The organism is Arsenicicoccus sp. UBA6765, assembly GCF_002453335.1.
Classification (GTDB): Bacteria; Actinomycetota; Actinomycetes; order Actinomycetales; family Dermatophilaceae; genus Arsenicicoccus; species Arsenicicoccus bolidensis.
The window spans coordinates 217,501-237,819 of sequence record NZ_DKGR01000024.1; the positions used below are offsets into that span (position 1 = coordinate 217,501).

Genomic DNA, 20,319 nt, shown 5'->3' on the forward strand with positions numbered 1-20,319 from the left:
CGAACGGCAGGGCCACGGGGCGGGTTAGCGTGAGTTCGTGATCCTTGCCATCGTCATGCTCGTCCTGGGCGTCCTCGCCTACGGCATCTCGGGGGCTCGGTTGCACAAGGGCTCGCGGGCCGAGGGCGGGCCCCTCCGCTCAGGCAGCTGGTGGATCGGCACCCTGCTTCAAGGGGCAGGGTTCCTCTTCACGCTCTTCGCACGCCGCTTCCTCCCCTTGCTGATCGTGCAGGCCTGCGTGACGTCCGCCCTGGCGGTGACCGCCGTCATCCAGCACGTCCAGGGCGTGCGGCGGCTGCGTGCCTCGGACGCCATTGCCGTCGTCGCTGTCGTCGCGGGCATCGCTGCGCTCGGGATGGTGACCGTCACCGGACCCCCGCCCCCGATCGAGGCTCGTGACGTCTACGTCCTGCTGGCCTGCGCGGTGGCCTGCGCGCTGGGGGTCCTGCTCCCCGGAGGGCCCGTGGTGAACGGCTTGCTCGCAGGCTTCGGGTTCTCCTTCTCGGCCATCTGCGGCCGCCTGCTGATCGGCGACCACGCACACCCCCTCTGGAGGTTCTGGGAGCTGCCACTACTCAGCTGGGCCGCCGGGATCCTCATCGTCAGTGGCATGGTCCTCGGCCAGGTGCACCTGACCAAGGGTCTGGCCCGCGGACATGCCGCTCCTGTGCTCGGCTGCAACTACGGGATGGCCACGGTCTTCCCCGCGGCCTTCGGGATCGGCCTGCTGGGGGAGCACACCCGGCCGGGCACCTTGCCGCAGGTGGCCGTCGGTCTGGTCCTCGCCCTCGCCGGAGCCTTCTGGCTGCTGCGCACCGAGGACGAGGCGGGTGCTCTCGACGGCAGCGACGCGCACGCCTGACGTCCACGACTGACGGCCGCGTCAGAAGTGGCGTGCTACGAAACGCAGCTCGTCCAGCGCCACACCGCCCCAGAACTCACGGTTGTGGTCCCCGGGACTGATGGTGAACTCGGGCGCCGGACGCGCAGTGGGGATGAAGTCCTTGTTGGTCTGCAGGAACTGGTCGTCCTCCCCGATGTCGACCCGCACCGGGATGCCGGACAGCCGCGGCCACAGAGCGCGGATGTCGTGCTTGGCGAAGTCCTCGGGCGAGTCGTAGGCGCCCTGGCTCACCTCGAACGACGGGATGAAGGGCGTGCTGGCTGCCACGACCGAGGCCACCCGCCCCTTCCCCAGCTGGGTCGCGAGCCAGATCGCCCCCACGCCGCCCATGGAGTACCCGTACAGGCCGACGCGCCGGGTATCCAGGCCACGGGCTGCCAGCAGCGGGATGAGCTCCTCGGTCACCATGGCGCCGCTGTCGGTGCCGTCGGCGCGCCGGTGCCACCAGGTGTCTCCCCCTGCCACCCCCACACACGCAAAGGGTGGCAGCCCCTCGTCGGCCAACGCCTGCGACGTCTCAGGCCATCGAAGGATCCACGGGGTCTCCTCGCCGCTACCTGTCCCGTGCAGGGTGATCAGGACGGGGAGCTTGGCGCCGCGCCGGTAGCCGGGTGGGTAGAGGACCAGCCAAGGTGTGTCCTGGTCGCCGCGCAGACGCGAGCGGAACGTGCCGCCGTCGGTTCGCTCCGGGGGAAAGGGAGACGACGTCGAGCCGCCCGACGTCCCTGGTGTGCCGCCTGACGTGGAGGAGCACGCGCCTAGCGTCCCGGCGAGCGAGAGTCCCCCCGCGAGCCGGAGCAGGCTGCGTCGATCCATGTCGCCCAGCCTAGGCGTCAGCCGAGGTGGCGCGACACGAACCGCAGCTGGTCGAGCGCGACCCGCCCCCAGTAGTCCCAGTCGTGCCCGCCGGGGGACACGGAGAACTCCGGCTGGGGGTCGGCCAGAGGGCGCAGGGCGAGGTTCTCCTGCAGGAAGGAGTCCTGGTCGCCGATGTCGACCCGGATCGGCAGTCCCCGCAGGCTCGCCCAGTGGCGGCGGATGTCGTGGGCCGCGAAGTCGGCAGGGGAGTCGTAGGACCCGCTGAACCGGTCCCACGTCGCGGGGAACGGGGTGCTGGCGATGGTGAGGCTCGACAACCGGTTGGGGCCGAGGCGCGAGGCCAGCCAGACGGCCCCCATGCCACCCATCGACAGTCCGTGGAGCGCCGGCCGGGTCAGGTCCAGGCCCAGACCGGTCAGGATGGGCGCCAGCTCGTGGACGACCATCGCCGCGCTGTCGGTGCCGTCGGCCCGGTCGTGCCACCAGGTGTCGCCGCCGTCGACGCCCACGCAGGCGAACGGCCGCAGGCCCTCGGCCCGCAGGGTCTCCGCGTGCTCCAGGAAGCGCATGCCCTCGGGCGTCGTGTGGTTGCCGCCCTTGCCGTGGAGGGTGATGAGGACGGGCAGCCGGTCATCTCGGGTGAACCCGGGCGGGTAGAGCACCTCCCAGACGGTCTCCCGGCCGCCGCGGTAGCGCGAGGCGAACGATCCGGTGGCGGCCTGGGGGCCGGAGACGTCGGCGTGCGCCGGCGCGGTGACGGAGGAGGTGAGGGCGACGGTGCCGAGACCGAGACCGAGGCCGAGGCGCAGGGCGTCGCGCCGGGTGAGGGGGGAGGGCATGACTCAATGAAACGCGACGAAGGTGGCCAATGGGATGAATCGCGTCAGCGGCGGCGCTGGCAGCGGCCGCACCAGTAGAGGGTGCGGCCGGCCACCTTGGCGGTGCGGATGCGGCTGTCGCAGGTCGGGCAGGGCTCGCCCGCGCGCTTGTAGGTCGCGAACTCCCGCGGGAAGGTCGTGCCCAGCGAGCGGCCGGTGATCACCGGTGGCTCCTCGCCCGCGGCGAGCCGCCGCTCGGCCTCCTCCACCTGCGGCTCGAGGGTGAGGATCTGCCCGTACGCCACGCCCAGCGGCAGCAGGCGCACGAGGTCCGCCCAGATGGTGTCCCAGGAGCTCTGGCGCAGCTCGCGCCCCGGGCGGTGGGGGTCGATGCGGTGGCGCCACAGCACCTCGCAGCGATAGACGTTGCCCACCCCGGCGACGACCGCCTGGTCCATGAGCAGCTCGGCGATCGTCTTGCCGCTCCGGGAGATCCGCGCCCACGCCTCGTCCGGGTCGGCGTCGGCGCGCAGGGGATCGGGGCCGAGCCGGTCGAGGACCGAGTGCGCCTCCTGCGGCGTGATCAGCGCGCACACCATCGGCCCGCGCAGGTCGGCCACGTGCGTGTCCGACGCGAGCCTCAACCTCACCTCTCCCTGCACCGGGACGTCCTCGGGCCGTATGCCGTCCGCCAACGGCGTCACCGCGAAGTTGCCGATGAGGCCGAGGTGCACGTGCAGCCAGCGGTCCCCGTCGACCTCCACCAGCAGGTGCTTGCCGGCGGCCTGCGCACCGATCAGCACCTCGCCGTCCAGCTGCGCGGCCGAGTCGGCGAACCTCCCCTGCGGGCTGCTCGCCCTGACGGGCTTTCCGGCATACGCCCGGTTGAGCCGCCCGGCCAGGGCGTGGATGGTGTGACCCTCCGGCACCTCAGCTGGCCTTCTTGGTGGTCCGCTTGGCCGTGGACTTCTTGGCGGCGGCCTTCTTCGTGGTGGAGCTCGCGGCCTTCTTGGCGGGGGCCTTGCGAGCGGTGGACTTCTTGGCGGCGGGCTTGTCGTCCGCCGTCGCGTCGTCGTCCTCGGTGTCGGCGCCGTCGTCCGACCCCGAGCCCTCCTGCCCCGCACCGGAGTCCGCGGAGGTGTCCTCGCCCCGCGCCGCCTTGGCCCGGTCGACCGAGCGCTGCAGCGCCGCGAGCAGGTCGACCACGTCGCCGCCCTCGTCGTCGTCCTTGGCCTTGGGAGCGGCCTTGACGTCACCACCGGCGAGCTTGCGCTCCACCAGGGCCTGCACGGCCTGCTGGTAGTCGTCCTCGTAGTCGTTGGGCTCGAAGTCGTCGACCATCGACTCGATGAGCAGGTCCGCCATCTTGACCTCCCGCTCGTTGGGCTCCGGGATGTCGTCCAGCACGTCGAACGACGGCTTGCGCACCTCGTCCGGCCACAGCATCGTCTGCAGCACGATCACGTCGTCCTTGACGCGCAGCACCGCCATCGACAGGCGGGTCCGCACCGCGACGGTGGTCACCGCCATACGGTCGGTGGAGCGCAAGGCCTCCCGCAGCAGGGCATAGGGCTTGACCGCGCTCTTGTCGGGCTCGAGGTAGTAGGACTTGTCCAGCAGCAGGGGGTCGATCTGCTCCGCGGGGACGAACTTCTCGACCGAGATCTCCTTGGAGCTCTTGGAGTCCAGGCTTGCGAGATCCTCGTCGGTGATCATCACCATCTTGCCGTCGGGCGACTCGTAGCCCTTGGCGATCTCGGAGTAGGGCACCTCCTCGCCGTCCGCCGCGGCGACCTTCTTGTACTTGATCCGCGAGCCGTCGCTCTTGCGGACCTGGTGGAACTGCAGGTCGTGGTTCTCGGTGGCCGTGAAGAGCCGCACCGGCACGGTGACGAGGCCGAACGAGACCGCGCCCTTCCAGATTGCACGCATGACCTGCTCCTTCGTCGCTGGTTAGCCCGCGATGGCACATACCCATCAGTCAGGATGAGGTATGCGCCCGATGCTCGCCACCCCCACCACCCAGGTGCCGCAGGGCGACGGGTGGGTGCACGAGGTCAAGTGGGACGGCATGCGGATCCTCGCCGACCGCTCACCCACGGGCCTGCGGCTGCGCGCCCGGTCCGGCGCCGACGCGACCGTGCGGTTCCCCGAGCTCGCCGGGCTGACCCGCGCCGGGGAGGACCTGCTGCTGGACGGCGAGGTGATCGCGCTGCAGGGCGGGGTGCCGTCGTTCGCCGCGCTGAGCGAGCGCATCCACGTCTCGGACGCGCGGGTGGCCCAGGCGCTGGCGGAGGTGCGGCCCGTGACCTACATGGTCTTCGACCTGCTGCGGTTCGGCGGGCAGGTGCTGATCGACCAGCCGTGGTCCGTGCGGCGCTCGCTGCTCGAGCGGCTCGACCTGGAGTCCTTCGGGGCGGGAGGGTCGGCCTGGAAGGTGCCCGAGGTGTATGACGACGGCCGGCTGCTGCACGACGTGACCCGCCACCAGGGCCTCGAGGGGGTGGTGTCGAAGCGGCGGGCCTCGGCATACCAGCCTGGCGCCCGCAGCCCCGACTGGCTCAAGCTGCCGCACCGCGCCACCCTGTCCGTCGTGGTCGGCGGATGGCGTCCCGAGACGTCGGGGCGGGACCGCGTCGGGTCCCTGCTTGTCGGGACGCCGGTGGGCGACGGCTCCGGCCTGCTGGAGCTGGACGGGCGCGTGGGCGCGGGGCTCGCCGGTCGTGCGGGGGAGGCGTTGCGGCCGTTGCTCGACGAGCGTGGGTGCGGTGGTGCGCCGTTCGTGGGGGAGGTGCCGCGTGAGGATGCGACCGGTGCGCGCTGGGTCGAGCCGACGCTCGTCGTGGACGTGCAGTCCCTCGGGCGTGCGGGCAACGGCAGGCTGCGGCAGCCGGCCTACCTCGGTGTGCGCACCGACCTGACCCCTGCGGACCTTCTCCCCTCCGCCGACTGGTCAGGTGCAGACGGGGACGTCGGCCGTGCCTGACCACGTGAGCGTCGAGATCGACGGCCGCACCCTGCGGCTCAGCTCCCTCGACAAGGTGCTGTATCCCGAGACCGGGACCACCAAGGGCGAGGTGCTGCAGTATTACGCGCAGGTGGCGCCGGTCCTGCTCGACCAGCTGCGCGATCGCGCCGTGACTCGCATCAGGTGGCCGTCGGGGACGGGTGGGCCGTCGTTCTTCGAGAAGAACGTGCCCCGCGGCACCCCCGCGTGGATCCGCACCGTGACCCTGCCGGCGCCGGGCTCGACGCGCGACCGCGAGACCATCACCTATCCCGTCATCGACTCCGTCGCCGGACTGACCTGGCTCGGCAACCTCGCCGCGCTGGAGCTGCACGTGCACCAGTGGCGGGTGTCGCCGTCGGGGGAGGCGCTGCACCCGGACCGGCTCGTCGTCGATCTCGACCCCGGGCCCGGCGCCGGGCTCGCGGAGTGCTCGCAGGTGGCGCTGTGGGCGCGAGACATCTTGTGCGACATGGGGATCGGCGATCTGTGGCCCGTCACCTCCGGATCCAAGGGCCTCCAGCTGTATGCCGAGCTCGACGGCACCCACCCCGTCTCCGTGGTCCGCGAGGTGGCTCAGGGGCTGGCCGTCGCGCTCGAGGCGGGCCACCCCACGTTGGTCGTGTCGTCGATGGTCAAGGCCAAGCGCGGTGGCAAGGTGCTCGTCGACTGGAGCCAGAACACCGCCTCCAAGACGACGATCTGCCCCTGGTCGCTGCGCGGGAAGTTCGGTCGCCCGACGGTGGCCGCGCCCCGTGAGTGGTCGGAGCTGGAGGACGCCGTCGCGGGGCGGGTGACCCTGCAGCAGCTTGGGCTGCACGAGGCGCTGGCCCGCCTCCCCTGACCGGACCCCACCCCTGCCGTGCCCGGTTGCCGTGCCCGGTTGCCGCCCCACCCGCCCCACGTGGCCGCCATTGGTCACCAATGACGTTGTCGCGGGTCATATGAACGATCCAAAACGTCACTGGTGACCAATGGCGCGGGGTGAGGGGAAGGCGCGCGCGCTCGGGTCGTGGCGCGTGCTCGGGACGGGGCGGCCGAGCAGTCGAGCCTGGTCGGCCATGGCGGATCGCAGCTGCTTGAGGACCCCACCGACCTGCGGATAGTCCTGCCGCGTGCCCACGACGACCCGCACGCCCTGCTGCTCGACGCGCCGGATCCGGGCGATGTCGTCCTGCCTCTGGTGCGAGGACTCGTAGTGCCACAGCCCGTCGTACTCGAACCCGACGCCGAGGTGCCGCCAGTACATGTCGAGATAGGCGACCAGGCCGCGGGACCTGTCGTAGATCGGGGCGTTCAGCTCCGGCTCGGGCAGGCCCGCCTCCAGGAAGCGCAGGCGGAACAGGGTCTCGCGTGGCGACGCGCTGCCCTCACGGACGTGCTCCAGGGCGGCGAGCGCAGCCACGCTGCCCGGGTGCCCGGCGGTGACGGCCGCCACCAGCCGGTCCAGGGTGCGACCGGTCCGCCAGCCCACGACGGCGTCCCCGAGGATGACGAGGTCCTCGTGCCCCAGCTCGCCTGCCAGCTGGGCGAACACGTGCTCGTGGGCCACCACGGGTGTGGCAAGGGTGGGCAGCACCATGTGATGGGGCACGGGTCCGCGGTGGCCCCTCACCTCGGGGCGACGGCACGCGTGGGCCGGACCCGCCACCAGCACGTCGATGAGCTGCTCCGGGAGCCAGTCGGCGGGCAGGGGCAGGTCGAGCAGGCGAGCTGCGGTCACATGGCTGTATGCCGCGCCCTCGGGCAGGACCACGGAGAGCATCCGGGCCTGCTCGAGCACGGTCTGCGGCGGCGAGGGGGCATAGACCCCCTGGAAGACACGAGCCAGCTGCTTGAGGTCCGCGACGGTCATCCCGGCGGCGAGGGCTTCGGCGCGGGTGAAGGCCGGGCGTCCGGCCAGCGATGGGGGCAGCACGAGGGACATGCAGCGATGGTCGTGCGGCCAGCTCGCGGCGTCATACGGTCATCCACAGCCGGGGCGGAAGGGTTGAGCGTTGTCCACAGGTCGCCGCGACTCCCACCCTCCGCCCTTGGTCACCAATGACGTTTTGGATCGTTCAAGCCAGCGCTGAAATCGTCATTGGTGACCAATGGCGCAAGGGGGCGGCGGGGGTGGGGCTGTGGGGGAGGTCATGTTGCCCGGTGAGGTCAGCATCGCCTAAGTTAGGGAGGCCTCACTCACGTCGACCAGGAATCGTAGGCTGCCATGCTCGCCAACTACCTCATCGGGCTGCGTGAGGGACTGGAGGCGTCGCTGGTCGTCGTCATCCTCGTCGCCTACCTCGTGAAGTCGGGACGCCAGCACCTGCTCGGGCGCATCTGGGCGGGAGTCGCGGCGGCGATCGCCATCTCCCTCGCCTTCGGCGCGCTGCTCACCTTCGGCCCCAAGGGCCTGACCTTCGAGGCGCAGGAGGCCATCGGCGGCGGGCTGTCCATCGTGGCGGTGGGGTTCGTGACCTGGATGATCTTTTGGATGGCGCGGCACAGCCGTGCCCTGTCCGGCGAGCTCAAGGGGGCGGTCGACCGGGCCGTCGAGGGCGCCCGCGGAGGCCTCGTGCTGGTCGCCATGCTGGCCGTCGGCCGCGAGGGTCTCGAGACCGCGCTGTTCCTGTGGGCGGCCACGCAGGCCGCGGCCCGCGACAACGCCTCCACCACGGCACCGCTGGTCGGCGCCCTCCTCGGCCTGCTGACCGCCGTCGCGCTCGGCGTCGGCGTCTACCGGGGAGCACTCAAGCTCGACCTCGGCGCGTTCTTCCGCTGGACCGGCGCCTTCCTCGTCATCATCGCCGGCGGGGTCCTGGCGTATGCCGTCCACGACCTGCAGGAGGCGCGCATCCTGCCCGGCCTGCACACCCTCGCGTTCGACGTGTCCGGCACGATCGAGCCCAGCTCGTGGGTCGCCACGCTGCTCAAGGGCGTCTTCAACTTCTCTCCCGCGATGACCGTGCTCGAGGTCGCCGCGTGGGTGCTCTACGTCCTCCCCGTCATGGCGTTGTTCGCCGCGCGGGTCCGTCGCCCCAAGCCCCCGGCCCCGCGTGACAGCGCGGCGTCCGGCATACGTAAAGGAGCTCATGCATGACCCGCCTCGCCGCCACCGGCGCGACCCTCGCGATCGCCGCGCTCGCGCTGACTGCCTGCACCGACAACTCCGCCACCACCTCCTCCGGGGGCGGGACGCAGGCCGGCGCGGGCAAGGGCACCCTGACGGTCACCTCCACCGACACCGAGTGCCAGGTCTCCGCGGCCGAGGCCCCCTCGGGCGCCGTGAAGTTCACGGTCACCAACGCCGGCTCCAAGGTCACCGAGTTCTACCTCCTGGCCGAGGACGGCCTGCGCATCGTCGCCGAGGTCGAGAACATCGGGCCCGGCCTCACCCGCGACCTCGTGCTGAAGGCCGCGCCCGGCACGTACAAGACGGCGTGCAAGCCGGGCATGGTCGGCGACGGCATCCGGCACGACTTCACCGTCACCGACTCGGGCGCGGACCTGTCCGCCCAGGGCGCCGACAAGGAGCTCGTCGCGACCGCCAACACGCAGTACGCGTCCTACGTCAAGGACCAGACCGAGCAGCTCCTCACCGGCACCAAGGCGTTCGCCGCGGCCTACAAGGCCGGTGACACGGCCAAGGCCAAGGAGCTCTACGCCCCCACCCGCGTCCACTGGGAGCGGATCGAGCCGGTGGCCGAGTCCTTCGGCGACCTCGACCCGATGATGGACGCGCGCGAGGCCGACCTCGAGCCGGGCCAGAAGTGGACCGGCTGGCACGTCGCCGAGAAGGACCTCTGGCCGCCGAAGACCGGCTACACGGCCCAGACCGCCGTCCAGCGTGCGGCGATCGCGGACCAGCTGGTCAAGGACACCGAGACGCTCTACCAGCGCACCCGGTCCATGCAGTTCACCGCTGACCAGATCGGCAACGGCGCCAAGGGCCTGCTCGACGAGGTCGCGACCGGCAAGGTCACCGGCGAGGAGGAGATCTGGAGCCACACCGACCTGTGGGACTTCCAGGCCAACGTCGACGGGGCCCGCGTCGCGTGGGAGGGCCTGCGCCCGATCCTCAAGAAGAAGGACGCCGCGCTGGACTCCCAGCTGCAGCTGAAGTTCTCGGCCCTGCAGAAGCTCCTCGACCAGCACAAGGTCGGCAAGGGCTTCAAGACCTACGACCAGCTCTCCAAGGAGGAGGTGAAGGCGCTGTCGGACGCGGTCAACGCGCTCTCCGAGCCGCTGTCCAAGCTGACTGCCGCCGTCATCTGATGCCCGAGTCCCTGTCTCGTCGTGGACTTCTCGGCTGGGGAGCCGCCTCGGCCGCGGTCGGTGCGGTCGGCTTCGCCGGCGGTATGGCGACCGCCAACGCCTCCGAGGGTGACGGCGACGGCCGTGGTGACGGCGACGGCACGGCGGGCGACGCGAAGGCCGTTGCCTCCGACAGCGTCTCGTTCTACGGCGCGCACCAGGCGGGGATCGTCACGCCCGCCCAGGACCGGCTGCACTTCGCGGCGTTCGACGTCACGACGACCTCCCGCGAGGACCTCGTCGCCCTGCTGACCGCCTGGACCGCGGCGGCCGCCGAGATGACGGCGGGTCGGCCGGTGGGTGGGGACCCGACGTCATACAGCGCGCCCCCCAACGACTCCGGCGAGGCGGACGGTCTGTCGGCCTCGAGGCTGACGCTGACCTTCGGCTTCGGGCCGACCCTGTTCCGGGACGCCGCCGGCAAGGATCGGTTCGGGCTCGCGGCGCGGCAACCCGCTGCGCTGCAACGCCTTCCGCACTTCCCCGCGGACGCGCTCGACCCCGCGCGCAGCGACGGTGACCTGTGCGTGCAGGCCTGCGCCGACGACCCGCAGGTGGCCGTGCACGCCATCCGCAACCTCGCGCGCATCGGGTTCGGCGTCGTGTCGCTGCGCTGGTCGCAGCTGGGCTACGGCCGCACCTCGTCGACGTCGACGGCGCAGGCGACCCCGCGAAACCTGTTCGGCTTCAAGGACGGCACGGCCAACCTCAAGGCCGAGGACCCGTCCGCGCTCGACGCCCACCTGTGGGTCGGCGCCAAGGACGACGCCAAGGCGCCGTGGATGGCCGGTGGCTCCTACCTCGTCGCCCGCCGCATCGCGATGAACCTCGAGACGTGGGACCGCTCCTCGTTGCGCGAGCAGGAGGCGATCATCGGCCGCGACCGCCGCGAGGGCGCGCCCCTGTCCGGCGGGAAGGAGTTCACCGCACCGGACTTCACCATCAAGGGGCGGGAGGGCCAGCCGCTGGTCGCCGCGAACTCCCATGTCGCGATGGCGCATCCGACGCGCAACGGTGGCGTGCAGATGCTGCGCCGCGGCTACAACTACACCGACGGCTCCGACGACCTCGGGCGCATGGACGCCGGGCTGTTCTTCATCGCCTACGTCCGCAACCCCGCCAAGCAGTACATCCCGATGCAGACCCGCATGGCCAAGCAGGACGCCCTCCAGGAGTACCTCCAGCACCGCGGGTCGGCGTTGTTCGCCATACCGCCTGGTGCCAAGGAGGGCGAGCACATCGGCCAGGCACTCTTCGCCTAGACCCGTCACGAAGTGGCCCGTCGGGGCGGACGGTGCGCCGAGGTCGCAGCTCTCCCGACACGAAGTGACCCGTCGGGTCGGGTGGGGCCCCGAGGGCGCAGCTCTCCCGACGCAAAGTGACCCGCCGGGTCGGGTGGGGCCCCGAGGCAGCGGGGCTCCCGACACGAAGTGACCCGTCGGGTCGGGTGGGGCCCCGAGGCAGCGGGGCTCCTGACAGGAAGTGACCCGTCAGGGCGGACCGTGCTCCGAGGAGGCGGGCTCCCGACAGGAAGTGACCCGTCGGGTCGGGTGGGGCCCCGAGGCAGCGGGGCTCCTGACAGGAAGTGACCCGTCAGGGCGGACCGTGCTCCGAGGCAGCGGGGCTCCTGACAGGAAGTGACCCGTCGGGGCCCTCAGGCGCCGTGGGGATTCGATGTATGACGTGGATCACGCTCGATTGTGGACGACGACAGACCTGTCGACCCGCCTGTGGATGAGGAGGGCTACGCCGAGGCGGGGTGGCGCAGGCTGGCGGCATGCGCACCCCTCTCCTGCCGCCCGAGATCGTGGACGGCAAGTGGTACACCACCGACCAGCTGGACCGCCTAGGCCTGACACGTGCCCAGCGGCGTCAGCTGGTCGCGGCTCATCGCGGCGTCCACGGACGACGACTGCCACGGACCGTGATCGAGGACATCGGGGCGGTGAGCCGCGTCGTGCCCGACGATGCCGTCGTCTGCGGGGAGTCGGCGCTGTGGGTCCACCACCTGCCACACGCACAGCAGTGGTCGCCGACGCCCCGTCCGCCGATCCACCTGCTGGTGCCCGGCGAGCGTCGGATCCGCCTGGCCACGGTGCGTGACCACCGCCTGGGCGGCCGCCAAGCAGACACGGTGCACGTCGAGGGGCTCCCGCTCCGCGTGCTCTCGCCACCGGCGCTGTTCGCGCAGATGGCCCCGCACCTGTCCTTCCTCGACACCGTGATCCTCGGGGACGCGGTTGTCGGGTGGCGGAGCGTGTGGACGCCGGAGCACCTCGAGGCGGCACTTGGGCCTGGGCTTCCGGGTGTGGTGCAGGCCCGACGGGCGCTGCACCACGTGCGACCCGGGTCCAACTCGGTCACGGAGACCAAGAGTCGCCTGCTTCTCCTCGAGGCCGGTCTGCCCGAGCCCGAGCTCAATGTCTCGGTCGTCGTCGACGGCACCTGGCTGGCGTACGTCGACTTCCTATGGCGGCGTCACCGGCTGGTGGTCGAGTACTACGGCGTCCACCACTTCACCTCTGACCGCCAGCGCCGCGACGACCTGCACCGGGTGAGGGGGCTGCGTGACCACGACTACCGGGTCGAGGAGCTGACCAGCCGGGACCTCGCCCGCCCCGCGGAGATGGTGGCACGCGTGGCCAACGCGCTGCGCGAGCAAGAGGTCGCGCTGGGGCTCTGACCGAGGCGGTGGGGTTCCGGGGCGCCCGACGGGAAGTGACCCGTCGGGGCCACGGGGAGCCGATACTCGGGGGTCTCCCGACGGGAAGTGACCTGTCGGGGCGGGCGATGTGCGGAGGCCGCCGGGTTGGCGACGGGAAGTGACCGGTCGGGGCGGAGGGGGCGCCGAGGAGGCGGGTTGGCGACGGGAAGTGACCTGTAGGGGTGGGCGGTATGCGGAGGCCGGGGGGCTCGCGGCGGGAAGTGACCCGACGGGGCACCTGGGGCGGTCACAGCTGGGTGCTGGATCGCCTGTGGTGCCCCGCCGGGTCACCTGACTCGTCCGTGCGCGGCGGACGGGGTCAGTCGAGGCGGGTGAACAGCGGGTGGTCGGGCTTGCAGCTGGTGTCGGATGCGGGCACGAGCCGGTTGACGAGGTACTGCGTGCGGAGCTTGTCGACGCAGGTGCTCACGCCGAGTGCCCCGTGGCCGTAGCCGTTGGTCAGGGTGATCAGGCGGGAGGTCTTGAGCTCCTTGCGGTAGGCCACGGCGCCGCTGTAGGGGGTCGCCGGGTCGTGGTGGTTGCCGATGATCAGGACGGGCGTCGAGGTGGCCTTGGTGAACGGCCCGCGGTAGGCGTCAGGGTTCATCCCCGGCCAGCCCGCGCACACGCTCGAGGACCACAGCCATGCCGGACCGAAGCCGGGTGCCTGCCACTTGACGCGGCGGTCGGCCGCGATCCAGGCCTTCGGGTCCTGCGGGTTGAGCGAGTCCGAGCACAGGACGCCGTGGAAGCCGGCCGAGTAGACGGGGGCCGCGGGCTCGCCGGGAGGCTCCTCCGCGGCGGGAGCGGACGAGGACGAGGACGAGGACGTGACCACGGACGAGCGCAGCGCGCCGGCCGACATGAGCGGGCCGTTGGTGCGGTGCGCGTTCTTAGGGGCGGTGGAGTCCGACAGGGGCGCGGGCGCCGGGTGCTCCCGGTCGACCTTGGCGGCCAGGGCCTTGAGCCGTGCCACGGCCGCCTTGGGCGTCGCCGTGGCGCCCGCCGTGCCGTTGCCGTCCGCGGTGGCCGAGCCAGATGCCTTGCGAGCGGGCTTCTTCGGCGTCGTGGGGGCGACCGCCTGACGCAGCTCGGTGATCAAGGGCATCAGCTGCGGGATGTCGTCGGCGGAGTAGAGCACCTGCAGCGCGAGGCCGATCACGTCGTCGTAGCGCAGGTAGTTGCCGTCGCCCATGTCGACCGGGCCCTTGGACAGGGTGGCGAGGATGGCCTGCCAGTCCTTGCGGACGGTCTTGGCCTCCGCGCAGAGGCTCGTCCCGCCGCGCTCGCACTCGGCCAACGCCGACATCAGCGCCTCGTGCGCGCCGAGGTGGGACTTGAGCCGCTCGGTGACCGGCTTGGTGCGGTGCTCGCCGCCGCGGCCGGTCGCCCACGCCACGGGGTCGAGGACGCCGTCCACGACGAGGGCCCGGATGTTGTTGGGATACAGAGCGGCGTATGTCGCACCGAGGTAGCTGCCGTAGGAGATGCCGTAGTAGCTGATCTGCTTGTCGCCGAGCGCGCGCCGCGCGAGGTCCATGTCGCGGGCCGTGTCGGCGGTCGACATGTGCTTGAGGATGCGGGGCATGGCGGTGGCGCAGGTCTTGCGATAGGCCCGGTCGTAGGCCAGGTGCTGCGCGAACTCCTTGTCCCACAAAGGGAACGCGTGCTCGTCTAGCTGCGGCATCTGCTCGCCCGGCTTGCCGAAGCACATCGCGAGGTCCTGGCCCTCGATGCCGCGCGGGCCCACCCCGACGATGTCGAACCGCTTGCGCACCTGCGCGCCGAGGTCCTTGGCGAAGTAGCCGACGGTCTGCGTGGCGGGGCCACCGGGTCCACCGGGGTTGGTGAAGAGGGAGCCGATGCGCTGGGACGGGTTGTCGGCGGGGCGACGGCTGATCGAGAGCCTGGTGGTGCCCAGCGTCGGGTCGTTGTAGTCGAGGGGCACCTCGAGGGTGGCGCACTGCAGGCCCGAGCCGCAGCGGGTCCACGTGACCTTGGGCGAGGCCATGGCGCGCAGGGCCGAGGCCGTCTTGGCGTCGTCCTTGGGCGACCGGCCGACGGTGCTGCCGGCCGTGACAGAGGTCGTGAGGCCGAGCGCGCTGCGGGAGGCAGCGGGTGCCGCTCCGGACGGTGAGGCGGCGACGAGACCGCCGCCGGCGGTGATCAGGACCGCTGCGGCGGCAGCGGCCGGGCGAGTGAGTGACATGGTCTGCTCCCCGGTGTTCGATGTCGGTCCCCCAGGTGCGTGGAGGCCCCCCGCACCCCATGCCGACGCGGCCATCCTTGCGCCCGAACGGGTGTCGGCGCCAGACCTCCCGGGAGAAACTTGGGAGGCGGTCACGTGCTGTGACCGCCTCCCGCGATGTCGCCGAGATTGGACCGTTCAGGTCACGCGGCGTGAGGGTGGGCTCCCGGCATACGGACAGGATCAGCCGGTCGCCATGGCGGCGGCGCGGCCCGCTGCCCGTCCGCTGAACAGGCAGCCGCCGAGGAAGGTCCCCTCGAGCGCGCGGTAGCCGTGCATGCCGCCCCCGCCGAACCCGGCGGCCTCGCCCGCGGCATAGAGGCCTGGGACCGGCGACCCGGAGGCGCTGAGGACCCGCGCGGACAGGTCCGTCTCGAGGCCGCCGAGCGTCTTGCGCGTGAGGGTGGACAGCCGCACCGCGATCATCGGGCCGTGCTCGGGGTCCTCGAGGCGGTGGGGCGGGACGGTGCGGATCAGCTTGTCCCCGAGGAACCGTCGTGAGCCGTGGATGTGCGTGACCTGGCTGTCCTTGCTGAAGGGGTTGACGATCTCGCGGTCGCGGGCCCGCACCTCGCGTCGCACCTGCTCGGGGTCCAGCCCCCCGTCCGGCTCGAGCGCGGCCATGCGCGCGATGAGCTCGTCCAGCGTGCTCGCCTGCACGAAGTCCTCGCCGTGGTCGAGGAAGGCCTGCACCGACGGGGGCATGTCGGTGCGCGCCCGGGAGGCGACGCCGCGCCAGGAGCGTCCGGTGAGGTCGAGGTTCTGCTCCTGGCCGGAGAGGGTGAACTCCTTGCCGGCGATGGTCTTGTCGAGCACGAACCAGCTGTGGTCGGCGCCGACCTGCTGCAGGTGCGCGAGCGTCCCCATCGTGTCGAACCCGGGGTAGAGCGGGACCGGCAGGCGGCGCCCGGTCGCGTCGAGCCACAGGGACGAGGGGCCGGGGAGGATCCGGATGCCGTGGCCCGGCCAGATCGGGTCCCAGTTGTGCACGCCCTCGGTGTAGTGCCACATGCGGTCGGGGTGGATGAGGCGACCACCCGCGGCCTGGGCGATGCCGATGCCGCGGCCGTCGACGTGCGCGGGGACGCCGGTCACCATGTGGCGCGGCGGGGTGCCGAGCCGCTCGGGCCAGGCGGCGCGCACGAGGTCGTGGTCGCCGCCGATGCCGCCGGTGGTGATGATGACGGCCTGCGCGCGGATCTCCTTGTCCTGCAGCACGGTCCGGTTGGTCGGGCGGCCGCGGTCCGCATCGTCGGGAGCGAGGACCGAGGCACGCACCCCGACGACCTCGCCGCCGCGACCGGGCTCGCCGCCCTCGACGATCAGCGAGTCCACGCGGTGGCGGAAGCCGAACCGCACGAGGCCGCGGTGCGCCAGGTCGCGGATGCGCCGCTCGAACGGCTCCACGATGCCCGGGCCGGTGCCCCAGGTGATGTGGAAGCGGGGGACCGAGTTGCCGGGCCCGAGGGCGTTGTAGCCGCCGCGCTCGGCCCACCCGACGACGGGGAAGAGCCGGTGCCCCATCTGGTGCAGCCACGAACGCTTCTCTCCCGCAGCGAAGCTCACGTAGGCGCGAGCCCACTCCCGCGGCCAGTGGTCCTCCGGCCGGTCGAACCCCGCGGTGCCCTCCCAGTCCTGCCAGGCCAGCTCCTCGGTGTCCTTGATCCGCAGCCGCCGCTGCTCGGGGCTGTCCACGAGGAACAGCCCGCCGAAGGACCAGTACGCCTGACCGCCGAGCGACTGCTCGCCCTCCTGGTCCAGCAGCAGCACCTGCCGGCCTGCGCTCGCGATCTCGCACGCGGCGACGAGACCGGCGAGGCCGGCTCCCACGACGATGACATCGGTGTCCATCTCGCTCCTTCGGTCGGGCCTACCGGCCAGTTCGGTCCTCACCGTATGCCGGAACCGCCCGCCTCGGGAGCCCCCTCGTCCGTCGGTGCTCCCCCTGGTCGAGCGCGAGCGACCGGCCGAGCCGTCAGGCTGTGACGGACATCTCGGCGCGCAGGGCCTCGGCGAACCCGTCGACGTCGCCCTCGGTGGTGTCCCACGAGCACATCAGGCGCACCTCGCCGGTCGCCTCCTTCCACACGTAGAAGGGGTAGCGCGCCTGCATCCGCAGCGTGACCTGCGGCGGCAGCACCGCGAACACGGCGTTGGCGGCGACCTCCTGGGTGACGGTGACCCCGTCGATGCCGCGCAGGGCCTCGCCGAGGCGCCGGGCCATGGCGTTGGCGTGGCGCCCGGACTCGAGCCACAGGTCCCCGGCGTAGAGCGCGAGCAGCTGGGCCGACATGAAGCGCATCTTGGACGGCAGCTGGGTGGACAGCTTGCGCACGAACTCCAGGCGTCGCACGGCGTCTGGGTTGACGACGACCACGGCCTCGACGCCCATCAGGCCGGCCTTGGTGCCGCCGAGCGAGACGACGTCGACGCCCACGTCCGTGGTGAGGTCGGCGAGCGAGCAGCCCAGCGCCGCAGCGGCGTTGGCGATGCGGGCACCGTCGAGGTGGACGAACATGCCCAGCGCGTGGGCGTGCTCGCACACGGCGCGCAGCTGGTCGGGGGTGTAGAGGGTGCCGACCTCGGTCGACTGGGTGACGCTGACGACGCGCGGCTGCGCGTGGTGCTCGAAGCCGAATCCGTAGGCCTCGCGGTCGATCCGCTCCGGGGTGAGGCGCCCGTCGGGGGACTCGACGTCGACGATCTTGATGCCGGCGACCTTCTCCGGGGCGCCGCACTCGTCGGTGTGGATGTGGGCGTGCGAGGAGCAGATGACCGAGTCCCAGCGGTCCGTCATCGCCGACAGCGCAACGACGTTCGCCCCGGTGCCGTTGAACGTCGGCCAGCACGAGGCGTTCTCGCCGAAGTGACCGCGGACGACGTCCTGCAGCGCCTCGGTGTAGGGGTCCGCGCCGTAGGACCCGACGTGCCCGCCGTTGGCGGTGGCGAGGGCCTCGAGGACCTCGGGGTGCACGCCGGCGTAGTTGTCGCTGGCGAAGCCTCGGCGGTCGGCGTCGTGCAAGCGGTCGAGGGGCGGGGTGTGGGGCATCGTCACGTCCTTCGGTGGGGTCAACCAAAGGTATGACGCCGCGGCCCCACCCGCGGCCGATGCCCGGCGCCCGGACCGGGTCGACGCTGGTGGTGGCGCCGCACCGGCGCCGCAGACCGAGCGTCCGAGGACCAGATGACCACCCGCACCCAGGGCCATGCCGCCGACCCGAACCCGAGCTCCAAGCCGGGCCCGACCCCGAACCTGTCGCCGGAACCGTCCGCGACGCGTCCGTCGACGCCGACCCCGGGGCGTCGCACCCCGGCGCCCTCGGGCGGATCGAGCCGGGGGCCCTGGCGGCGCCTGGCGGACGCCGTGACCTCCCGCCGTGGTGCCTGGGTCACCCTCGTGCTCGCCGTCCTGGTCACCACGGCCCTCATGGGTGTCCTGCGGGGCGCCGAGATCGGTCGCGCCGACGAGACGCTGCCGCCGGACTCCGAGTCCGCCCGGACCGCGGCGCTGCTCGCCGGCTTCCCCGGCAGCGAGCTCAGCCCCGTGATGGTGGTGATGACGCGGTATGACGAGCGCCCCCTCGCAGCGGGCGATCTCGCAGCCGCACAGCGTGTGGGCACTGCCGCGGCGGGCAGCGTCGGGCAGCGGGCGTCGCGCCCGATCCCCTCGCAGGACGGTCGTGCGGTGCTGGTGAGCATCCCGGTGCGGGCGGACCGTCCCAACACCGAGATCGCCACCGACGTCAAGGCGATGCGAGCCGCGATCGCGCGGCCCGGAGCGGCGACGGCGGGGGACGGACCCGCGACGGCGGGGACCGCTGGGGCACCGGGGCTGCGGGCCCAGGTGACCGGCGGGCCGGCGTTCGGTGCGGACGTGGCGGGCGCCTTCGACGGCGCCGACCTGCGCCTGCTCGCCGTCACGATCGGGATCGTCGCGCTGCTGCTCCTGCTGACCTATCGCTCCCCGGTGCTGTGGCTGGTGCCGCTGGCGGTCGTCGCCCTGGCGGATGGCCTGGCGGGCGTCGTGGCCAAGGCCCTCGGCCAGGCGTGGAGCCTCAGCTTCGACGGCGGGATCGTCAGCGTCCTCGTCTTCGGCGCGGGGACCAACTATGCGCTGCTGCTGATCTCGCGCTACCGCGAGGAGCTGCGTCGCAGCGACGACCACCGGGTCGCGCTGCGCGACGCCCTCGTGGCGACCGGCCCGGCGGTGCTCGCCTCCAACGTCACCGTCGTCCTGTCCCTGCTCACGCTCGTGCTGGCCGTGCTGCCCGGCACGCGGGGTCTCGGCCCCACGTCGGCGGCGGGTCTCCTGATCGCGGCGGCGTTCGCGCTGGTGGTGCTCCCCGCAGCGCTCGCCATGTGCGGACGGAAGCTGTTCTGGCCGTTCGTCCCTCGCGTGGGTGACGCCGACGCCTCGACGACCGGGCCGTGGGCCCGCGTGGCGCGCGCCGTCACCTCCCGCCCGGTGCCGGTCCTCGCCGTCAGCCTCGTCGTGGCCGCCGTCATGGCGAGCGGCCTCGTCGGCACGCGCGTCGGGCTGTCGCAGACCGAGCAGTTCCGTGTCGCCTCCGAGTCCTCGGCCGGGCTGCAGACGCTCGCGCGTCACTACCCCCAGGGCGAGAGCGCCCCGATGACGGTGGTCAGCCGCACCGAGGCCGCACCCCGCGTGGCCGAGGCGGCCCGGCATACGGCCGGGGTGGTCCGCGTCCAGCCCCTCGCCGAGCACGACGGGTGGACCCGCACCATGGTCGTCGGCAGCGCCGAACCCGACTCTGCCGCAGCGCAGGACGTCGTCCGCGAGCTGCGCGACGCGGTGCACGCCGTGCCCGGGTCCGACGCGGTCGTCGGGGGCCAGACCGCCCGCCAGGTCGACGCCGAGGTGGGCGCTCGTCACGACCTCACGCTCGTGGCCCCGCTCATCCTGCTCGTGGTGCTGCTCGTCCTGGTGGCCCTGCTGCGCGCGGTCGTCGCACCGCTGATCCTGCTGGGGGTCAACGTGATCAGCGCGCTGGCCGCCATCGGGCTCGGGACCTGGATCGGCCGGACGGCCCTCGGCTTCCCGGGGCTGGACGTGCTCGTGCCGCTGCTGTCCTTCCTGTTCCTGGTCGCGCTGGGGATCGACTACACGATCTTCCTCGCGCACCGCACCCTGCACGAGGCGCAGGACCACGGCATCCACGAGGGCGTCGTGCGCGCGGTCGGAGCGACCGGAGGTGTGATCACCAGCGCGGGGATCGTGCTGGCGGCAGTGTTCGCGGCGCTCGGGGTGCTGCCGCTCGTCACCCTCGGTCAGCTCGGGCTCATCGTCGGGCTCGGCGTGCTGATCGACACGCTGCTGGTCCGCACGCTGGTCGTGCCCGCCGTCCTCGCGGCCGCCGGTGAGCGGCTGTGGTGGCCGCGACGGCTAGGGCGTGTCTCTTAAAGGGGGCAGCCATAGGAGGATCGCGCGGAGCAGGACGCCGGCCCGGTAGGTCAGGGCGAGCTTGTCGTACCTGGTGGCCAGGGCGCGCCATTGCTTGACGC

16 protein-coding genes are annotated in these 20,319 nt (G+C 72.2%); 8 read left to right on the forward strand and 8 right to left on the reverse strand.

Annotated features, from left to right (window positions below; all coding sequences use genetic code 11):
• Positions 1–37: 37 nt before the first annotated feature.
• A complete protein-coding gene (locus tag B4K29_RS07920) occupies positions 38–862 on the forward strand; it encodes a hypothetical protein (protein WP_286966963.1) in 825 nt (274 codons plus the stop codon).
• Positions 863–883: 21 nt separating this feature from the next.
• On the opposite strand, the gene B4K29_RS07925 is transcribed toward B4K29_RS07920, so the two are convergent.
• From B4K29_RS07925 to B4K29_RS07940, 4 genes are read right to left on the reverse strand one after another with little or no spacing between them, the layout of a single operon-like run.
• Complete coding sequence (locus B4K29_RS07925) at positions 884–1,720, reverse strand: alpha/beta hydrolase (protein WP_286966964.1); 837 nt, start codon at positions 1,718–1,720, stop codon at positions 884–886.
• A 17-nt stretch (positions 1,721–1,737) separates the two neighbouring features.
• Positions 1,738–2,562: an alpha/beta hydrolase gene (locus B4K29_RS07930; protein WP_286966966.1), complete on the reverse strand. Its 825-nt coding sequence runs from the start codon at positions 2,560–2,562 to the stop codon at positions 1,738–1,740.
• Positions 2,563–2,606: 44 nt separating this feature from the next.
• Positions 2,607–3,470, reverse strand: coding sequence for an Fpg/Nei family DNA glycosylase (locus tag B4K29_RS07935; protein ID WP_286966968.1), 864 nt, complete (start codon positions 3,468–3,470; stop codon positions 2,607–2,609).
• Between the two features lies 1 nt (position 3,471).
• Positions 3,472–4,473 (reverse strand): Ku protein, encoded by a 1,002-nt coding sequence (locus tag B4K29_RS07940; RefSeq protein WP_286966969.1) that lies wholly within the window; start codon positions 4,471–4,473, stop codon positions 3,472–3,474.
• Between the two features lie 61 nt (positions 4,474–4,534).
• Here B4K29_RS07940 and B4K29_RS07945 point away from each other — a divergent pair, with 61 nt between their 5' ends.
• A complete protein-coding gene (locus B4K29_RS07945; protein WP_286966970.1) occupies positions 4,535–5,527 on the forward strand; it encodes a DNA ligase in 993 nt (330 codons plus the stop codon).
• Positions 5,520–6,392, forward strand: a complete 873-nt coding sequence (gene ligD, locus B4K29_RS07950; protein WP_286966971.1) for a non-homologous end-joining DNA ligase — start codon at positions 5,520–5,522, stop codon at positions 6,390–6,392. The genes B4K29_RS07945 and ligD overlap by 8 nt, the downstream gene beginning before the upstream one ends.
• Before the next feature lie 117 nt (positions 6,393–6,509).
• Here ligD and B4K29_RS07955 read toward each other — a convergent pair whose 3' ends face one another.
• Positions 6,510–7,475, reverse strand: coding sequence for a hypothetical protein (locus B4K29_RS07955; RefSeq protein WP_286966973.1), 966 nt, complete (start codon positions 7,473–7,475; stop codon positions 6,510–6,512).
• Between the two features lie 282 nt (positions 7,476–7,757).
• Here B4K29_RS07955 and efeU point away from each other — a divergent pair, with 282 nt between their 5' ends.
• The 4 genes from efeU (at position 7,758) to B4K29_RS07975 (ending at position 12,527) form a co-directional block, all read left to right on the forward strand.
• Positions 7,758–8,630 carry an iron uptake transporter permease EfeU gene (efeU, locus tag B4K29_RS07960; protein WP_286958201.1) on the forward strand — a complete coding sequence of 291 codons (873 nt, stop codon included), beginning with the start codon at positions 7,758–7,760 and terminating at the stop codon, positions 8,628–8,630.
• The gene (gene efeO, locus B4K29_RS07965; RefSeq protein ID WP_286966974.1) at positions 8,627–9,805 is read left to right on the forward strand and encodes an iron uptake system protein EfeO; all 1,179 of its coding nucleotides are present in this window, start codon (positions 8,627–8,629) and stop codon (positions 9,803–9,805) included. The genes efeU and efeO overlap by 4 nt, the downstream gene beginning before the upstream one ends.
• Positions 9,805–11,106 (forward strand): iron uptake transporter deferrochelatase/peroxidase subunit, encoded by a 1,302-nt coding sequence (gene efeB, locus B4K29_RS07970; RefSeq protein WP_286958205.1) that lies wholly within the window; start codon positions 9,805–9,807, stop codon positions 11,104–11,106. Before efeO ends, efeB begins: the two co-directional genes overlap by 1 nt.
• 515 nt (positions 11,107–11,621) lie before the next feature.
• Positions 11,622–12,527, forward strand: coding sequence for a hypothetical protein (locus tag B4K29_RS07975; RefSeq protein WP_286961491.1), 906 nt, complete (start codon positions 11,622–11,624; stop codon positions 12,525–12,527).
• 340 nt (positions 12,528–12,867) lie between these two features.
• Here the strand turns inward: B4K29_RS07975 and B4K29_RS07980 are convergent, their stop codons facing one another.
• From B4K29_RS07980 to B4K29_RS07990, 3 genes are all read right to left on the reverse strand, one after another.
• Positions 12,868–14,757 (reverse strand): alpha/beta hydrolase, encoded by a 1,890-nt coding sequence (locus tag B4K29_RS07980; RefSeq protein ID WP_286966975.1) that lies wholly within the window; start codon positions 14,755–14,757, stop codon positions 12,868–12,870.
• 222 nt (positions 14,758–14,979) lie between these two features.
• Positions 14,980–16,647, reverse strand: a complete 1,668-nt coding sequence (locus B4K29_RS07985; RefSeq protein ID WP_286966977.1) for an FAD-binding dehydrogenase — start codon at positions 16,645–16,647, stop codon at positions 14,980–14,982.
• A 124-nt stretch (positions 16,648–16,771) separates the two neighbouring features.
• Positions 16,772–17,845, reverse strand: a complete 1,074-nt coding sequence (locus B4K29_RS07990; RefSeq protein ID WP_286966978.1) for a threonine aldolase family protein — start codon at positions 17,843–17,845, stop codon at positions 16,772–16,774.
• A 135-nt stretch (positions 17,846–17,980) separates the two neighbouring features.
• Between B4K29_RS07990 and B4K29_RS07995 the strand changes: the two genes are divergently transcribed.
• Positions 17,981–20,218, forward strand: coding sequence for an MMPL family transporter (locus tag B4K29_RS07995; protein ID WP_286966979.1), 2,238 nt, complete (start codon positions 17,981–17,983; stop codon positions 20,216–20,218).
• The last annotated feature ends 101 nt before the right edge of the window (positions 20,219–20,319 follow it).

Bases quoted from the DNA above. Each gene is read 5' to 3' on its own strand.
- B4K29_RS07930 (WP_286966966.1), bottom strand. From the start codon at position 2,562: ATGCCCTCCCCCCTCACCCGGCGCGACGCCCTGCGCCTCGGCCTCGGT.
- B4K29_RS07985 (WP_286966977.1), bottom strand. From the start codon at position 16,647: ATGGACACCGATGTCATCGTCGTGGGAGCCGGCCTCGCCGGTCTCGTC.
- B4K29_RS07945 (WP_286966970.1), top strand. From the start codon at position 4,535: ATGCGCCCGATGCTCGCCACCCCCACCACCCAGGTGCCGCAGGGCGAC.
- efeO (WP_286966974.1), top strand. From the start codon at position 8,627: ATGACCCGCCTCGCCGCCACCGGCGCGACCCTCGCGATCGCCGCGCTC.
- efeB (WP_286958205.1), top strand. From the start codon at position 9,805: ATGCCCGAGTCCCTGTCTCGTCGTGGACTTCTCGGCTGGGGAGCCGCC.
- B4K29_RS07990 (WP_286966978.1), bottom strand. From the start codon at position 17,845: ATGCCCCACACCCCGCCCCTCGACCGCTTGCACGACGCCGACCGCCGA.
- B4K29_RS07980 (WP_286966975.1), bottom strand. From the start codon at position 14,757: ATGTCACTCACTCGCCCGGCCGCTGCCGCCGCAGCGGTCCTGATCACC.
- efeU (WP_286958201.1), top strand. From the start codon at position 7,758: ATGCTCGCCAACTACCTCATCGGGCTGCGTGAGGGACTGGAGGCGTCG.
- B4K29_RS07995 (WP_286966979.1), top strand. From the start codon at position 17,981: ATGACCACCCGCACCCAGGGCCATGCCGCCGACCCGAACCCGAGCTCC.
- B4K29_RS07925 (WP_286966964.1), bottom strand. From the start codon at position 1,720: ATGGATCGACGCAGCCTGCTCCGGCTCGCGGGGGGACTCTCGCTCGCC.
- B4K29_RS07975 (WP_286961491.1), top strand. From the start codon at position 11,622: ATGCGCACCCCTCTCCTGCCGCCCGAGATCGTGGACGGCAAGTGGTAC.
- B4K29_RS07955 (WP_286966973.1), bottom strand. From the start codon at position 7,475: ATGTCCCTCGTGCTGCCCCCATCGCTGGCCGGACGCCCGGCCTTCACC.
- B4K29_RS07940 (WP_286966969.1), bottom strand. From the start codon at position 4,473: ATGCGTGCAATCTGGAAGGGCGCGGTCTCGTTCGGCCTCGTCACCGTG.